This is a genomic window from Candidatus Poribacteria bacterium (assembly GCA_009839745.1).
In the GTDB taxonomy this organism is placed as follows: Bacteria; Poribacteria; WGA-4E; order WGA-4E; family WGA-3G; genus WGA-3G.
In genome coordinates this window covers 1-14,969 of the sequence record VXPE01000012.1, presented here as the reverse complement: position 1 = coordinate 14,969, position 14,969 = coordinate 1, and the positions used below count along the sequence as shown (strand labels likewise).

The 14,969-nt window shown below is 47.6% G+C and carries 11 protein-coding genes and 1 other RNA gene; 1 reads left to right on the top strand and 11 read right to left on the bottom strand.

From position 1 onward, the window contains the following. Positions 1-110: 110 nt before the first annotated feature. The 10 genes from murD to F4X88_02085 all read right to left on the bottom strand — a co-directional run bounded on the left by murD (position 111) and on the right by F4X88_02085 (position 12,653). Positions 111-1,544 (bottom strand): UDP-N-acetylmuramoyl-L-alanine--D-glutamate ligase, encoded by a 1,434-nt coding sequence (gene murD, locus F4X88_02130; protein MYA55069.1) that lies wholly within the window; start codon positions 1,542-1,544, stop codon positions 111-113. A gap of 82 nt (positions 1,545-1,626) precedes the next feature. After that, positions 1,627-2,730, bottom strand: a complete 1,104-nt coding sequence (locus tag F4X88_02125; protein ID MYA55068.1) for a phospho-N-acetylmuramoyl-pentapeptide-transferase — start codon at positions 2,728-2,730, stop codon at positions 1,627-1,629. A gap of 103 nt (positions 2,731-2,833) precedes the next feature. Continuing rightward, positions 2,834-4,060: a D-alanine--D-alanine ligase gene (locus F4X88_02120; GenBank protein ID MYA55067.1), complete on the bottom strand. Its 1,227-nt coding sequence runs from the start codon at positions 4,058-4,060 to the stop codon at positions 2,834-2,836. A 72-nt stretch (positions 4,061-4,132) separates the two neighbouring features. After that, positions 4,133-5,770: a UDP-N-acetylmuramoyl-tripeptide--D-alanyl-D-alanine ligase gene (locus tag F4X88_02115; GenBank protein MYA55066.1), complete on the bottom strand. Its 1,638-nt coding sequence runs from the start codon at positions 5,768-5,770 to the stop codon at positions 4,133-4,135. Positions 5,771-5,932: 162 nt separating this feature from the next. Further along, positions 5,933-6,712 (bottom strand): alpha/beta hydrolase, encoded by a 780-nt coding sequence (locus tag F4X88_02110; protein ID MYA55065.1) that lies wholly within the window; start codon positions 6,710-6,712, stop codon positions 5,933-5,935. Between the two features lie 30 nt (positions 6,713-6,742). After that, positions 6,743-8,275, bottom strand: a complete 1,533-nt coding sequence (locus F4X88_02105; GenBank protein ID MYA55064.1) for a UDP-N-acetylmuramoyl-L-alanyl-D-glutamate--2,6-diaminopimelate ligase — start codon at positions 8,273-8,275, stop codon at positions 6,743-6,745. Further along, positions 8,227-10,011 carry a penicillin-binding protein 2 gene (locus tag F4X88_02100; protein MYA55063.1) on the bottom strand — a complete coding sequence of 595 codons (1,785 nt, stop codon included), beginning with the start codon at positions 10,009-10,011 and terminating at the stop codon, positions 8,227-8,229. Before F4X88_02100 ends, F4X88_02105 begins: the two co-directional genes overlap by 49 nt. Before the next feature lie 161 nt (positions 10,012-10,172). After that, entirely contained in the window at positions 10,173-10,499 is a 327-nt protein-coding gene (locus F4X88_02095; GenBank protein ID MYA55062.1) for a hypothetical protein, read from the bottom strand. Positions 10,500-10,654: 155 nt separating this feature from the next. Further along, the gene (rsmH, locus tag F4X88_02090; GenBank protein MYA55061.1) at positions 10,655-11,614 is read right to left on the bottom strand and encodes a 16S rRNA (cytosine(1402)-N(4))-methyltransferase RsmH; all 960 of its coding nucleotides are present in this window, start codon (positions 11,612-11,614) and stop codon (positions 10,655-10,657) included. Between the two features lie 70 nt (positions 11,615-11,684). Beyond that, positions 11,685-12,653 (bottom strand): Gfo/Idh/MocA family oxidoreductase, encoded by a 969-nt coding sequence (locus F4X88_02085; protein ID MYA55060.1) that lies wholly within the window; start codon positions 12,651-12,653, stop codon positions 11,685-11,687. Between the two features lie 112 nt (positions 12,654-12,765). Here F4X88_02085 and F4X88_02080 point away from each other — a divergent pair, with 112 nt between their 5' ends. After that, positions 12,766-14,376, top strand: a complete 1,611-nt coding sequence (locus F4X88_02080; GenBank protein ID MYA55059.1) for a hydantoinase B/oxoprolinase family protein — start codon at positions 12,766-12,768, stop codon at positions 14,374-14,376. Positions 14,377-14,766: 390 nt separating this feature from the next. Here F4X88_02080 and rnpB read toward each other — a convergent pair. Further along, positions 14,767-14,969: RNase P RNA component class A (gene rnpB / locus F4X88_02075), an RNA gene on the bottom strand; the annotation flags it as partial.

Sequence of the window (14,969 nt, the reverse complement as noted above, 5' to 3'; positions counted from 1 at the left end):
TCATCGCTACAAGCATTAAACAACTCTTTGGAGAACAATAGCAACTTGGGTTATTATAACAGCACCGGAGTGTGCCTATACTACCTTGGGGTTAAAGGGCATCAACGGGGTTAAAGGGCATCAACTGCTTCTTTAAAGTCAGTGCCTCTTGCTTTATAATCGGAATACATGTCAAAACTTGCATTTGCCGGAGACAACAGCACGACATCGCCCGGCACCGCGTGTTTATGTGCCACCTGCACAGCCTCTGCCATTGTTTTCGCTTTCATTATTTTCGTTGTATCGGCGAGGGTCTTTTCAATCTGTTGGGTGTACTCACCGAGCATGACTGCGCCTTTAACCCGAGTTTGAACGATTTCACGCAGCGGTGTGTAATCATTACCCTTGTCGTATCCTCCCATTATGAGTAGAACTTGAGCATCTGCTAATGATTCAAGGGCTGCTTTGACGGCTGCTACGTTTGTCGCTTTTGAATCATTTATAAACCGGACACCTTCTAAGGTCCGCACCAACTCAAAAGCATGGGATAAGGCGGGGTGCGATCGATCAAAGCATTGCAGGGCTTCTCGGATTTCTGCCCCTGTTACACCAAATATCCGCCCGACAGCGATGGCGGCGAGGACGTTCTGGACGTTGTGTGCGCCTGGGAGTGGAATGTCCGCGATGTTACATATTTTCTCGCGTATTCCATGCTGCTGCACGAAAAGTTCCGAACCCTCTCTAAATGTTCCTGAGAACGACGAAGTTTCGGGGGCACCTTTGTTGGTAAAATAGACGGCTTCCGCTGATGTTGATGCTGCGAAATCCTTGACAGATGCCTCTGAATCATTGAGGATTATCCAATCCGCAGTTGTTTGATTTTCAGAGATTTTCTGTTTTGCCCCGCGATAGGCGGACATTGTTCCGTGTCTGTCTAAGTGGTCGCGAGACAGGTTAAGCACGACGCTAACCTTTGGATGAAATGTCACGGTGCTCTCCAACTGAAAACTGCTTACTTCAACAACGACTATATCTCGACTTGTCAGGTTTTGAACTTCCGCGGCTAACGGGACACCGATGTTGCCAGCAACGCAAACGTTTGGAAATCTACCACCAGCTTTTAGTATGGCAGCTGTGAGGAGTGTTGTTGTTGATTTACCTTTCGTGCCTGTGATGGCGACGATTGTTGCCGGGCACACACTCGCGGCGACTTCCAATTCTGCAAGGATTGGAAGGTTTCTCGATCGCGCATCGCACAGGATCGGAATGTCAAGCGGCACTCCCGGAGAAACTACGATAAGGGCTGCATCTGTAATGCATTCCAAAGGGTGCCCACCGAAATATGTTTGATACGGATTGCAGGTGTTTGAAAGCCTACTGTTAGCCGTCTGTGCTTTGCTGGGTTCAGGGGGCGCATTGAGCGCAGCAATTTCCGCTGATAACGCTTCACGAGCGCGGGTGTCTGTAAGCGTAACAACTGCACCCTGTGAATAGAGTAATTTCGCTGCAGCGATCCCGCTCCGATTCAAACCAAAAACTGTGACACGTTTTCCATGTAATTGCATTTTTTTCCGGGTTATCGGTATTCAGTTACAAGTGGGTTTGGTTAAATCATATCCGTCTTTAACCGATAACTGACAACCAAAATTACCGAAGTTTCAATGTACTTAAGGCTATTAAGACCAAAATAAGCCCGACAATCCAAAATCGGATGACAACTTTGGATTCCTTCCACCCTGAGAGTAGAAAATGATAGTGGATAGGAGACATCTTGAACACACGTTTACCAAATGTACGGAATGACCAGACTTGGATAATAACCGATAAGGCTTCAGCGACGAAGATAGCACCGACTATCACGAGTAGAAATTCTTGCTTTATAAGCACTGCCACCGTTCCAAGTGTGGCACCGAGTGCCAGCGATCCAGTATCTCCCATAAAGACTTGGGCAGGATGCCCATTATACCATAAAAATCCCAAACCTGCCCCGACTAACGCTGCACAGAAAACAGTTGTAACTTCTCCCCCTACTGGTAGATGAAAGATGTTCAGGTACGCTGCGATCTCACTGTGGCTTGTCATGTACCCGACTATACCTAAGGTCCCCGCAACAAACAGGGTACATCCAATTGCTAAGCCATCCATGCCATCTGTGAGATTGACGGCGTTAGAGGTCCCAACGATGACCAACGTTGCGAACGGGATAAACAGAATCCCTAAGCTTGGGTGAACATCTTTGAAAAAAGGGAGAGCCAGCGATGTTCGTGTTGTTATATCTCCCGTATGCGCGGGTCCCCACTGGTAAAGATAACCAGCAATCACTAATGCGCCTACTGTTTGAAGTCCAATCTTATGCCAACCTCGAAGTCCTAAGGATTGTTGTTTTACCAATTTGCTGTAATCATCTAAGAATCCAAGTCCACCGAACCAGAGGGTTGTTAGGATCATCAAATAGATATAGGGTTGATCCAAACGCGACCAGAACACTACCGATATCAGCACAGAAACGATAATAAGCACGCCCCCCATTGTTGGGGTACCTGCTTTGCTCTGGTAATCTTTGGGTCCCTCTTCGCGTATGTGTTCGCCGATCTGCAGTTGTTTGAGCCGATTTATCATGAACGGTCCCAAAACAAGCGCGATAATCAGCGATGTTGCCGTTGCATAAATTGCTCGGATACTGATATAGCGAAAAATGTTGAATGGCGAAAAGACCTCAACGAGATTCTCATATAGCAGATGGTAAAACATTTTTAGGTGTCAGGTGTCAGGTGTCAGGTGTCAGTTAAGAGCAATTTATGGTATTCAAAACTATTGCAGCTCCCACACGCTCTCCTGACAACCGATAACCATTTTACACAGTGTCTCCTAACTTGTCGCCTTTCTTCAATTTGGCGAAACTCGCCCCTGCTTGGCTTAGGAGGTTCGTCGTATATGTATAGGTTAACGCATTTTTCTCTGCGTGTACCGTCAGTGCTAAATCGATGAGATCTGATACGAGTTGTGGAAACGCAATACCTTGATGCGTCCACAAGTAGTAACTATATGATCCCGGAATGGTGTTGATTTCATTCACGTAAACGTTCTCGTTTGCATCTATGAGAAAGTCGATACGTGCGACACCCGCGCAATCTAAAACCTGAAAGGTCTGTATTGCCAGATTTTGTATATGTAACGTCAATTTTTCTGAAATGGGTGCAGGAATTTTTCTGTCTGCACCTGCCATTCCTGAAGATTCACCATTTTGATGGATATATTTGTCGTCAAAACTGAGAAAGTTGGTTTCCTGTGTCACAGGCTGCTCGCAGACAGAGGGGCTTGGATCGTCTGTGCCCATTACAGCACAGTTGATTTCGAGTGGATTCTCGACCGCTTTCTCGACGAGAATCCTGCGCGAATAATGCCCCGCCACTTCCGCAGCAGCGCAAAGTTCATCTTGATTCTTAACATGGCTGACTCCAATACTTGAGCCGCTCATTGCAGGTTTCACAAACAGTGGATAAGAAAGCGAGGCTTCCACCTTTTTAATGAGTTCGGCACGGCGCGTTTCCCAATCATGATGGGTCCAACATAAATACGGAAGTATCGGAAGTCCATTTTCACTGAGAATCGCCTTCATCATGATTTTATCCATACCGACAGCAGCACCGACGACTCGCGCACCGACGTAAGGCAGGTTCATAAGTTCAAGTAGACCTTGAAGCGTTCCATCTTCGCCGTGCATACCGTGTATTGATGGAAACACGACATCTACCGGAAGGACCGTTCTTTTTTGAATGTTTTGACCGAGCCAATGTTTTGCGGTAACAACAAATTGCGGGTTCGGATGAAATTCAACGCTGACTTTGTCGAAGTCGGTTGGATGTGGCAGATTTCCATCGGTAAAGGTGGACAAATCGCGAAGGGCATCCCCGGTTAACCACTCGCCATTTTTTGTGACATAAATCGGGATAACGTGATGCCCGCCCGATTCACCACTGAGGTCTTGTAAGGCAAGACAAACCTGATGGGCGGTTACGATTGAGACTTCATGTTCAGGTGTGCATCCGCCACATATAAGGGCTACATTGTATTTTGACATTTAATTTTTCCTTGCGGTTCGGTCAGGGGCATCTGAACTTTCGGTGTTCCTTTCCGTTTATTAAAAAAACTGTCAACCCGTAGCCGACTGCTGTTCCTCATTATAACTGTCCGGGAGGTCGTTTTCAAAAAGGACAACATCACCGGCTCGAACCTGTGTTGCTAAATGTTGTTTGACTTCTTCCAAATTGAGGGCAACAATGATTTGTTGGTTTGGATATTGGACGGCTTTCAAACCGTCTAAAATCGGAGTTGTCCGCTTGGGACCCACTAAAATGACCAAATCACAGACATCGGCTGCGTGTTCTCCGAGACGTTTATTTTCTTCGTATTCCCTTTCACCGAGTTCTACCATCCCAGGTGTCACTAAAACTTTTTTACCACCTTGGATTTCAGTGAGGACTTCAAGAGCCGCTTTCGCGCCGACTGGATTCGAGTTGAAACTATCGTCAATGATGGTTACGTTGCCTTCGCTGGCGGTCAATTGCAAGCGGTGTGGGACGGGTTCAACATTGGCGATTGCTACCCGAATTTCCGCAAGCGTCATTCCACATTCCACCGCAACTGCCGTTGCAGCGAGGATATTGGATACGTTATGCCTCCCCAAAAGTCGGGTCTGAATTTCGGTTTCCGGACCGACGGATGTGTGTATTGTGAAAGCAAGCCCTTCGTCGGTGTGTTGAATGTTCTTGGCGGTTAACTCAGCACGCTCAGCAGCCGAGGCTACCGGAAAAGGTTCTGTCGCGTACCGAAGCACTGGATTTCCATCTTGTCCCCTTCTATCGGCAAGTCCAGCGCAGATTTCATTATCGCAGTTGAAAACCGCAAGTCCACCCGATGGGAGGGACTCAATCAACTCATATTTCGTTTTGGCAATATTCTCTATACTTTTGAATCGTTCTAAGTGCTGAGGTCCGACAGCGGTGAGAATGCCGATTTGAGGAGAGGCTAAGTTACACAACTCACGGATGTCGCCACGTTTATAAGCCCCCATTTCGACAATAAATATCTCATGTTCGGCGGTAAGGTCCCCGCGGATGACTTTGCAAATACCCATGGGTGTATTGTAACTGTCGGGTGTCATCAATGCGTTAAATTTTTGGGACAAAATCTGATGTAAAATATATTTCGTGCTTGTCTTGCCGTAACTTCCTGTGATTCCGATAACTTTGGGCTGGAGCGTCTTGATTCGCTTTTTCGCTGAAAAGAAATACGCGCCGTGTATGGTCCGCTCCAAAGGATAGAGAAGAAGATTCGCAATTGTTAAATTAATGACAGTTACTTCGCTAAAGAGGAAGATCGCAATTCGCCACGGACTCGTCTGAGCTATAAGCACGAGTGTTGTCGCAATACCAACAAGCAAGCAGATTGAGAGTCCAAACACCCGTTTCGCGCGTGCCGTGTAAACGAGCGGTTTTTTTGCTTCGACCTTTTTCCGTTGCGTGATCATGTAGATTTGGAACCCACCCCAAACCAAACACAGCACAGGAAACAGCCACGTATCACTGTATTGTGGATAGAACGCTGTCAGGATGAGAAGTCCGCCAATAGTGAGAATCTCCTTGATTTCAAAACAATTCCTCAGATGCTGACCTATCCACTTCAGGTACCGACCCGTCTTATAGCCATCGAGTTGGAGTATATGGAGGCCACGCGTGGTCCTGACAACAGCCCTTACTAAACAGGTGAGCGTCGCAAAGTAGAAAAACATTTTTTAATTATTCCTTGCGGAGTAATACGCAGAAACACCCAAGCAAAAACACGTGCGTTTGGACTATTACGTGCGTTCCTTAAATCCGCCTGCACCGTTGTTGCAGGCTACGTTTTAGATATTACTCAGAATACAACTTCTAATTTTCCCTTTGACTGCCCGTTAAATATTCAAAAAACTTGCGACAATTCGGCAGAACTGCGGGAACTGATCAAGATACGAAAAGTGTCCTGCTTCCTTGAGGACAACCAATCCGGCATCAGGTATTTCTTTTTCCATAATTTGCCCGAAAGCCACGGGTGTATCCTTATCGTCTTCCCCCCAGATGAGCAGGGTTGACGCGGTTATCCGTGGCAAGAATGCACGCAGATCTTGATTCACGACTTTGACAAGTGTGGCACGCATATCTCCAGCGTTCTGGTAATCTTTAGAGCCGGCACGTGCGGACATCGCGTCTGCAACGATAACACCATATTTGCCGCATCGGCGGAGCAATTTACCGATTTTTACCAAACCTACGCGAAGGTGGTATTTGGCGGTTCGAGGCGGTATGATTCCCGCACTGTCAACTAAAATAAGTTTATCGACTTTTTCAGGGTATTCCGCTGCGACGATAATCGAAATTCTACCACCAAAGGAGTGACCGATGAAGTGAGCCTTTGGAATGCCAAGTTTCTCCATGAACGCTATAACGAACTGTGCATAGTCGGAACTGTTCCACGCTGTAGGTGGAATTTGACTCTGGCCGAACCCTGGCAAATCGAGTGCGTAGACTTTGTGAGATTGTGCGAGCCAATCAAAGACAGGTTGAAAACTCGCCGCTTCTCCACCCCAGCCATGCAGGAGGAGAACCCCGTCACCCTCTCCGGCAACCTGATATGCGATTTTTAAATTATTGAGTACGAGCTGCTGTGTGCTTCGTCCTTGCAGATTTTGAATCATCAGAATTCTTCGGGAAACCTGAAACCCCGCTCAGACAGAATCGCTTAAAAAATCTGAAGCCACAACCCTATCGTCAAAGGGAAATCGTTTGCCATTAATTTCCTGGTAATCTTCATGTCCTTTACCCGCGATTACAACAACATCACCGGATTTTGCCGTCGCGATTGCGTGGTGGATAGCGTCACGTCTCTCTGGAATGCACACATATTTGGTGTCATGTGGTAAATTTGACACAATTTGCGTGATGATTTCATCAGGGGCCTCAGTGCGCGGATTGTCGGAGGTAATCACGCTATAATCCGCAATTTGTGCCGAAATATTTCCCATCTTCGGACGCTTGCCGTTATCCCTATCGCCGCCGCATCCGAAAACACAAATTAAATTACGTTCGGCGACCCGTTTGGCAGCAGTCAGGACATTTTCTAAGCCATCGGGTGTGTGGGCATAGTCAACGATGACTGCGAAATCCTGTCCTCGATCAATAAGTTCAAACCGTCCAGGAACGACAGTCGCGGCGAGACCTTCCTGGATCGCTGGGATCGGACAATCGTAACAGAGCCCGACAGCGATGGCGGCAAGAGCGTTGTAAAGGTTATATTCTCCCAGTAAACGCAACTTCGCCGGAATCCGTCCATCTGGCGTAACGGCTGTAAACGTCAATTGATTATGAGAAAAATTAATATCCGCTGCGTATAGATCTGATTTTTCACCAAGACCGTATGTCAAAGGTTTCTGCAAATCAGTGCAAATATGGACAATACGCTCCGCCACCGGTGAATCACTGTTCAAAATAGCAACACCTTCCTTGTCGAGTTGCTCGAACAGCATCAGTTTCGCCTTTAAATATGCTTCCATCGTTTGATGGTAATCAAGGTGGTCTTGGGTGAAGTTGGTAAAAACTGCGGTATCAAAGGTAAGCCCTGCGAGTCGTTGGAGTGCTAACCCTTGCGAGGAGGTTTCCATCGTAACAGACTCGACGTTGTCCATCGTAAACTGCTTGAAAAGCGCGTGGAGTGCGAACGCATCGGGAGTCGTAAGAGAAGCGGGAAATATTTTCTCTTTGCCTTGGGCGTTCGTGTACTGGTGCCCAACTGTTCCAATGAGTGCCGTTTTCTGCCCGCTTGCCTTGAATATAGCGTGTATGAGATGTGCTGTTGAGGTTTTACCGTTGGTGCCTGTAATACCGATGAGTTTGAGGTGTTTGGCAGGGTTCCCGTGCCAATTGGCGGCAATCAAGGACATCGCTTGGCGTCCGCAGGGAACTTGCAGGTATGTGATCGGAAACCTTCCTTGTGTCTCTATCGCCGTTATCGGTTTTTCACCAATGACAACTGCTGCTCCTTTTTGAAGCGCATCTGGAATGAAGTCGTGGCTATCCACGTTGATGCCTTGATAACAGACGAAAGCATTACCTGGTTCGACGTTCCGATTGTCGCTGACAACACCGGTAATATCAATATCCGGCGATCCAGAACTTGTGGTAATGTTAAGTCCGCGGAGCAGTTTATGAAGCCTCACAGCCCCTCTCCTTTCAGCGTCGGTGATTGTTTTGTCACAACAGATGAAAAGTCGGGGAGCCTTTGAAGTTCGGGTCCGAAGAACTCAGTTTGCTTCAAGTATTGCATTGTTTGGGCAGCGATTTGCTGAAAAAGCGGTCCTGCGATTTGTCCGCTAAAACGTGCGCCTTTCGGTTCATCGAGCATGACGATTATTGATACCATCGGATTCTCTGCTGGTAGGAATCCCATAAAAGACATGATCTCTTTGCCAGCATAGCCTTTACCGTCTTTTTCAGCCTTTTGAGCTGTTCCTGTTTTTCCTGCTACGCGATAGCCTTCAACACGTGCCCGTCTACCACTTCCATCTTCAACGACCCCGACGAGTATCTCTGCCATCTGTTTTGCGACTGTCGGGCGGATTACCTGTCGGACATCAATGGCGTATTTCTTTTCAATCACCTTTCCATTACTGTCCCGAATTTCTCGGGTAATATGTGGGCGGAGGAGTTTTCCATCGTTCGCAATGACGTTTAAAGCGCTCACCATCTGAAGAGGGGTCACCATAATTCCTTGGCCAAAAGGGACGGAGCCAAGAGAATGCGTATCCCAGTGCTTTACGGCATAAAGACTTCCGTTGTGCTCATAAGGTAGGTCTACACCGGTTGCTTTTCCAAAGCCGTATTTTTCAATGTAGGTACTAAGGTTCTCATGTCCCAATTCCTTGACGACTTTAATCATACCGATGTTACTGGATTTGTGGAGGACTTCTTCTAAGGTAAGCCATCCTTTCCCAGATACGTCTCGGATGATTCTACCGTTTGGGAGTCGGTACCGTCCGTTTTCGCAAAAAACCGTTGACTCAGGGCTCATAATGCCCTCGTTCAAAACAGCAGAGGATGCAATGATTTTAAAAATCGAACCGGGTTCATACGCGAACCAAACACCGAGATTCCTTTTTGCTTGCTCACTGCCGAGGGTATAATGATTCAAATCATACGTGGGGTAGCTTGCGAGTGCCAATATCTCTGCCGTTTTTGATGCCAAGACGATGGCGGTCCCTCGTGGTGCGTTCCATTTTCGACACGCTGCTGCTAATTCCTTCTCGGCGACGTACTGAATATATTCGTCAAGGGTCAGAACCACGCTATACCCATAATCGTCGGTGGAATCACCCTTGGTTAATAAGTTTATGGGTTCGTTACGGGCGGCTTCTGCCCGTCGTGCTGCTTGTCGTTCCCGCGCGTTCAAAAGGTAATTGTTGTACTGGTACTCAATTCCCTCACCCATATTTTGGTCGTTTATATGTCCAATAACTTGGGCGGCGAGTTTCCCTTTCGGATAGGTACGTTGCTGTTCGACCTCATGCTTTATGCCACGGATGTCTTTCTCAATTGCGCGAATTTCGTCAAGTAACTCGTAATCTATATCCTTTTTGAGCCATACAAACCGTTTATCCTTGCGGCGAAGTTTGGCAAGCAATTCGGATTCGGGAACCCCTAAAACCGGGGCGAGTCTCTGAGCAGCGTCAATCGGATCGATTTTCATATACGTCGGATCCGCATAGACGGAGAGGCTGTGACGGCTCAAGGCGAAAACATTCCCATGTCTGTCCAAAATTTTGCCGCGTTTTACCGCTGCTGTGCGCGTGGAGCCCCAAGGGTGTCCAGAGGGGCCTTGGCGGATGGCATCGTTGGAGAGTTGAACGTTGAACAGTTTACCGACCAATAACAGGAAACCCACCTGCAGTATAATCAGTACGAAAACCAATCGGCGAATGGATAAATGTGAATTGTTTTTCATTTTTTAATTATACCTTGCGGTTAAACGCCGTGAATTGGCGTTCTAACGTTCTTTTCTCGAATCCGCTCTCCAAATGTAAAGTTAAGAAATTATGCCATTTAAGGAGAATCTAATTTCACTACGAGCTACGCACTTTGTTCTATAAAAATAGGGCACTTCCACTATTTATCCCAAACGACTTGCGAGGCTTCGGTAGGTTCAACCATGCCGAGTTCGGCCGCGATTTGCCGAATCCTTTGCACACCGGTTAAGGTTGATTCTTTCAATTCGAGTCGATGAATTTCGTCCTGAATTTGGCGTTTCTGCCGCTCGTAAGTGGGCTGCCGTTGCAAAGCAACCTTCTTCGCATAAGATGAGAACCAGATGCTGCCGGCGAAGGTACAAAAGGATAGCACCAGAACAATATATGCTAACGGGAATCTCTTTTTCGGTTTTGGGGCTTCTGTATTGGTAATGCGTGTTGAATGACTATTATGTAATGTTTCCATTTATTTAATTTTTTAATCCATTTCATCACGGACTACGCACTTTATTGTATAGAGATAGGGGCACCATAAGTGGCAAAGGTTCTCTTTTTTAAACGTTGAATACTGTATTTAAGATACATTTTTTCTTTTAGGGTCGAAAATGGAGACACCTTACCCTACAATTTGCGAGCGACGCGTAGTTTAGCACTTCGCGCTCGCCGGTTGTGTTGAACTTCAACCGCGTCTGGTGATATAGGACGCTTCGTGAGAATTTCCAAAGATGCGGTGTGTTCACAAATACAGATCGGCGTTTTCGGCGGACAGATACACGTCCGTGCGCATTTCTGAAAATAGTGTTTGACAATTCTATCTTCAAGCGAATGAAACGTGATAATACATAGACAACCGCCCTGTCGCAAAAGTTGTATTGCAACGTCTAAACCCGTTTCGAGATTCTCCAATTCGGCGTTGATATGAATGCGAAGTGCCTGAAATACACGGGTCGCAGGATGGATTTTGGATACGCCTTTGGGGACAGCTCGCTTGACAATCTTTGCGAGTTGCGTTGTTGTCATTATTGGTGTTTCTTGTCTCGTCTGAATAATCCGATGGGCAATCCGTCTCGCGAATCGTTCTTCGCCATACCGCTTGAAAATATCAATAAGGGCATCCATTGGACTGTTGTTGACGACCCGCATCGCTGTAATATCCGTTTCCCGTTCGCTATTTAACATCTGTCGCGCATTCATGCGCATATCTAACGGACCGGTATGGTTGAAACTGAAACCTCGGTGGGGTGTGTCGACCTGCAGGGACGACACACCTAAGTCAAGCACGATACCGTCTACAGCATGAATCGAGTGTCTGGTTTCCAATAAGGCATCCATCTCAGCAAAATTACCGTTAATGAGAGAAGAACGCTCCCCGAAGACGTGTAATCTACTTTTTGCGATACTGAGAGCCTCAACATCTAAATCGATTCCGATCACGCGTCCGTTAGGTGCGGAAGTCTCTAAAATAGCAGCACTATGCCCCCCTAATCCAACAGTGCCATCTATGTAAATACCATCCGATTTTGGACTGAGAAAATCAATCACTTTATCACACAAAACGGGTATGTGGTGTGTATCCATAATGTTAATGAGTGACCTTTCATTACAATATCTATAGCAAGAAACATGCCAATTTATTTTACGTGTTGACTGTTCAAGCATCTATCCGGTTTTGATAGATAGCTGCTACGAGTTCCATCGTCTTGACTGCGTCCGCGAAACAGGTTAACGGCTGCTGGTTCTGCTGGATACAGTCGACAAAATGTCTGCTCTCTCCATAAAATCCGTAAGCCCTGTGTGTAGCATCGGATCCTGCGGCTTCTTCAGGCGTAATTTCCGTTGGGTTTCCGTTGGGTGTGTGAAGGGTGGCGCGTCCCCCGGGATCTGGATTGATATAGGCGGAAATCTCACGCGCATGCATCTCAAATGTATGGATACGACCGCCGACTGCCCAGTTCGTACACAGATACCCTGAGGCACCGCTACTGAATTTAACAAGGGCGTTGAAACTGTTTTCGCGCTCGGAATAGAAACTGTTGATGTCGCTCGCGACGGCTTTTACGTCACCGCCACCAAGCCATCGGAGTGCATCCACGGCGTGGATGGCATCACATGTTAGGACGTCTATCACGCCGTCGTAATAGCGCGCATCCGGTGTGTTTTTGTGGAAGGTTGACATGCACTGAAGGATCGGACCCTGCTTTTCAACGATCGTTTTGACCTTTTGCAGGAGAGGGATAAAGCGACGGTTGAAACCGACCATCGACTTGCAGTCGTTTTTCTCTGCAGCACGTTCCATTTCTTTGGTTTGGTGAAGTGTAACACCGGGCGGTTTCTCAATAAAAACGTGATGCTGTTGCGACAGACAGTGAATGACGAGCGGAAATAGGTGTTGCGGCGGCATGAGGATATACACCGCATCGGGACTCGTCTTCTCAAGCATCCGTTTATAGTCAGTGAATGTATCCTCAATCTCAAAGCGTTCGGCTGTTGCCTGAAGTTTTGATGGAATCACGTCACACAATCCAACAAGATTCACATCTTCACACTCTCTGAGCGACGGATAATGGACACCGTTTGCCATCCCACCCGCGCCGATTAACGCAATATTGACCTGTTTCATCTGGAATTCTCCTAACGAATCTTTCCTTGCATATTATAAGAGACAATGTTAAAATGCAACTAACTTCTGAACATTGACGCTACTTACGAACCAACGCAAATATTGAAACACAATGAACACTGATCCTATTAAACTTGAGCTTTACAAGAATATACTGACCTCGGTTGCCGAGGAGATGGGCGTAACGCTACAACGCACAGCGTTCTCACCGAATATCAAAGAACGACTCGATTTTTCGTGTGCCGTGTTTGATAACACAGGTAAAATGGTTGCACAAGCCGCGCATATCCCTGTGCACCTCGGTTCCATGCCCCTTTCGGTTCTTGCTGCGATTGACGCTATCGAAATGATGCCCGGCGATATGATTGCCCTTAATGATCCCTATCGCGGTGGCACCCACCTACCGGATATTACGCTCGTCGCGCCTGTCTTCTCAGATGCAGATATTGTTGAAGAAGCATCAGATGAACGAACCGCAAGGGAAATTAAAAAACCTGTCTTTTTTGTCGCCAATCGCGCGCATCACGCCGATGTGGGCGGGATGACCCCCGGTTCCATGCCAATTGCGACGAGTGTCATTCAGGAAGGCATCCGAATTCCACCCATTAAACTCATCCAGGGTGGAGAATTGGACACCGACCTTTGGGAATTCATTCTCGCGAATGTCCGCACGCCTGAGGAACGCCGCGGCGATATGGAAGCGCAGCTCGCTGCGAACCGTGTCGGTGAACGGCGACTCCGGGAGATGGTGGACAAGTATGGCGCGCCGGAAATTACGCAATACATGCAGGAACTCTGTGCGTATGCAAGTCGGATGGTCAGGGCACGCCTTCGGGAAATCCCGAATGGACGTTATACATACACTGATATGCTTGATAATGATGGCATCACTGATAAACCTATTGAGATACGGGTTGCGATTGAGATCGAAGATGATACCGCAGTGGTTGACTTCACGGGCACGGCGCAGCAGGCCCGAGGTTCAGTGAACGCGATTTACGCAATTACGCTCTCCGCTGTTTTTTATGCCTTTCGATGTATCGCGGGTGCAGACGTTCCTGCCAATGCCGGGTGTTTGGAACCGATTCGGGTCGTTGCGCCAGAGGGAACCGTTGTGAACGCAAAATTTCCAGCAGCGGTCGCAGGGGGAAATGTCGAAACATCGCAGCGTATTGTTGATGTGCTGCTCGGCGCATTGGCGCAAGCCTGTCCGGATCAGATTCCCGCTGCGAGTTCCGGCACCATGAATAACCTCACGATAGGCGGGTATGATGTTTCGCGCGGGAAGGACTTTACTTATTATGAAACGATTGCGGGCGGAATGGGCGCACGCCCAAATCGAGACGGAATTGATGCTATCCACACACACATGACGAATACGATGAATACACCTATAGAGGCGATTGAGACGAGCTATCCGATGCAAGTGGCGGCATACTCGATTCGGCGCGGAACAGGCGGGGCAGGGAAGTTCCGAGGCGGGGCAGGTGTCATTCGGGCATTGCGGCTTCTTACGGATGCCGAGGTCACGATCCTTTCAGATCGGCGAAAGCGGGGCCCCTACGGATTGCAAGGCGGTGAATCGGGAACACCGGGACGTAACGTGCTAATTTCCGGTGGAGAAGAAACGCCGTTAGCGAGTAAGGTCTCCATTTCTACGCGCGAAGGGGATGTCATTCGGATAGAAACGCCGGGCGGCGGCGGATTCTCGTCTGAGCCGTAACCCCAAGTCTTATAGTAGATTTTGAAAATAAGTTTACACTTCTGCCCCCGGTAGGCGAGGTTTCCTAACCTCGCCGATGCAAAAAAGTGTAAAGGTAATTACGGGTTTTACTATAAAAGAAAGAGAAGAATTATAACGTAGGACTTACGCATACTGCTCTTTTGTAGCACAAACTTTTAGTTTGGGTTTCCACCAGAACGCTGTGTTTTCCGAAAAATCTCATCTCACAGAACGGGCTACAGTCAAAATTGCGTAAGTCCTGATAACGTTAAGAGTTCAAAACACTTGTGGATTGAATGAAGGCAGCCTGCAACACCGGCGCAGGCGGCACGTTAGCGAAGAACTTTGTGAAACCAATCGCCTGATTTAACGCCTTGCGAATCGTTAAAAGACTTGAGTTGAGAATAAGCCGGATTCTGTATGTGACGGTCATTCATCTGGGATGGATGTTACCATCCACCTCAAGCGGTTACCTGGGGACGAGACGGGCACGCCTGTATATGTCCCCCATTTACCTTGCTCCGGATGGGGTTTACCAAGCTCCATAAGTCACCTTATGGACTGGTGCGCTTTTACCGCACCGTTTCACCTGT

Excerpts from the sequence above, each read along its gene's own strand:
- murD (MYA55069.1), bottom strand. The coding sequence starts at position 1,544 with ATGCAATTACATGGAAAACGTGTCACAGTTTTTGGTTTGAATCGGAGC.
- F4X88_02125 (MYA55068.1), bottom strand. The coding sequence starts at position 2,730 with ATGTTTTACCATCTGCTATATGAGAATCTCGTTGAGGTCTTTTCGCCA.
- F4X88_02120 (MYA55067.1), bottom strand. The coding sequence starts at position 4,060 with ATGTCAAAATACAATGTAGCCCTTATATGTGGCGGATGCACACCTGAA.
- F4X88_02115 (MYA55066.1), bottom strand. The coding sequence starts at position 5,770 with ATGTTTTTCTACTTTGCGACGCTCACCTGTTTAGTAAGGGCTGTTGTC.
- F4X88_02110 (MYA55065.1), bottom strand. The coding sequence starts at position 6,712 with ATGATTCAAAATCTGCAAGGACGAAGCACACAGCAGCTCGTACTCAAT.
- F4X88_02100 (MYA55063.1), bottom strand. The coding sequence starts at position 10,011 with ATGAAAAACAATTCACATTTATCCATTCGCCGATTGGTTTTCGTACTG.
- F4X88_02095 (MYA55062.1), bottom strand. The coding sequence starts at position 10,499 with ATGGAAACATTACATAATAGTCATTCAACACGCATTACCAATACAGAA.
- F4X88_02085 (MYA55060.1), bottom strand. The coding sequence starts at position 12,653 with ATGAAACAGGTCAATATTGCGTTAATCGGCGCGGGTGGGATGGCAAAC.
- F4X88_02080 (MYA55059.1), top strand. The coding sequence starts at position 12,766 with ATGAACACTGATCCTATTAAACTTGAGCTTTACAAGAATATACTGACC.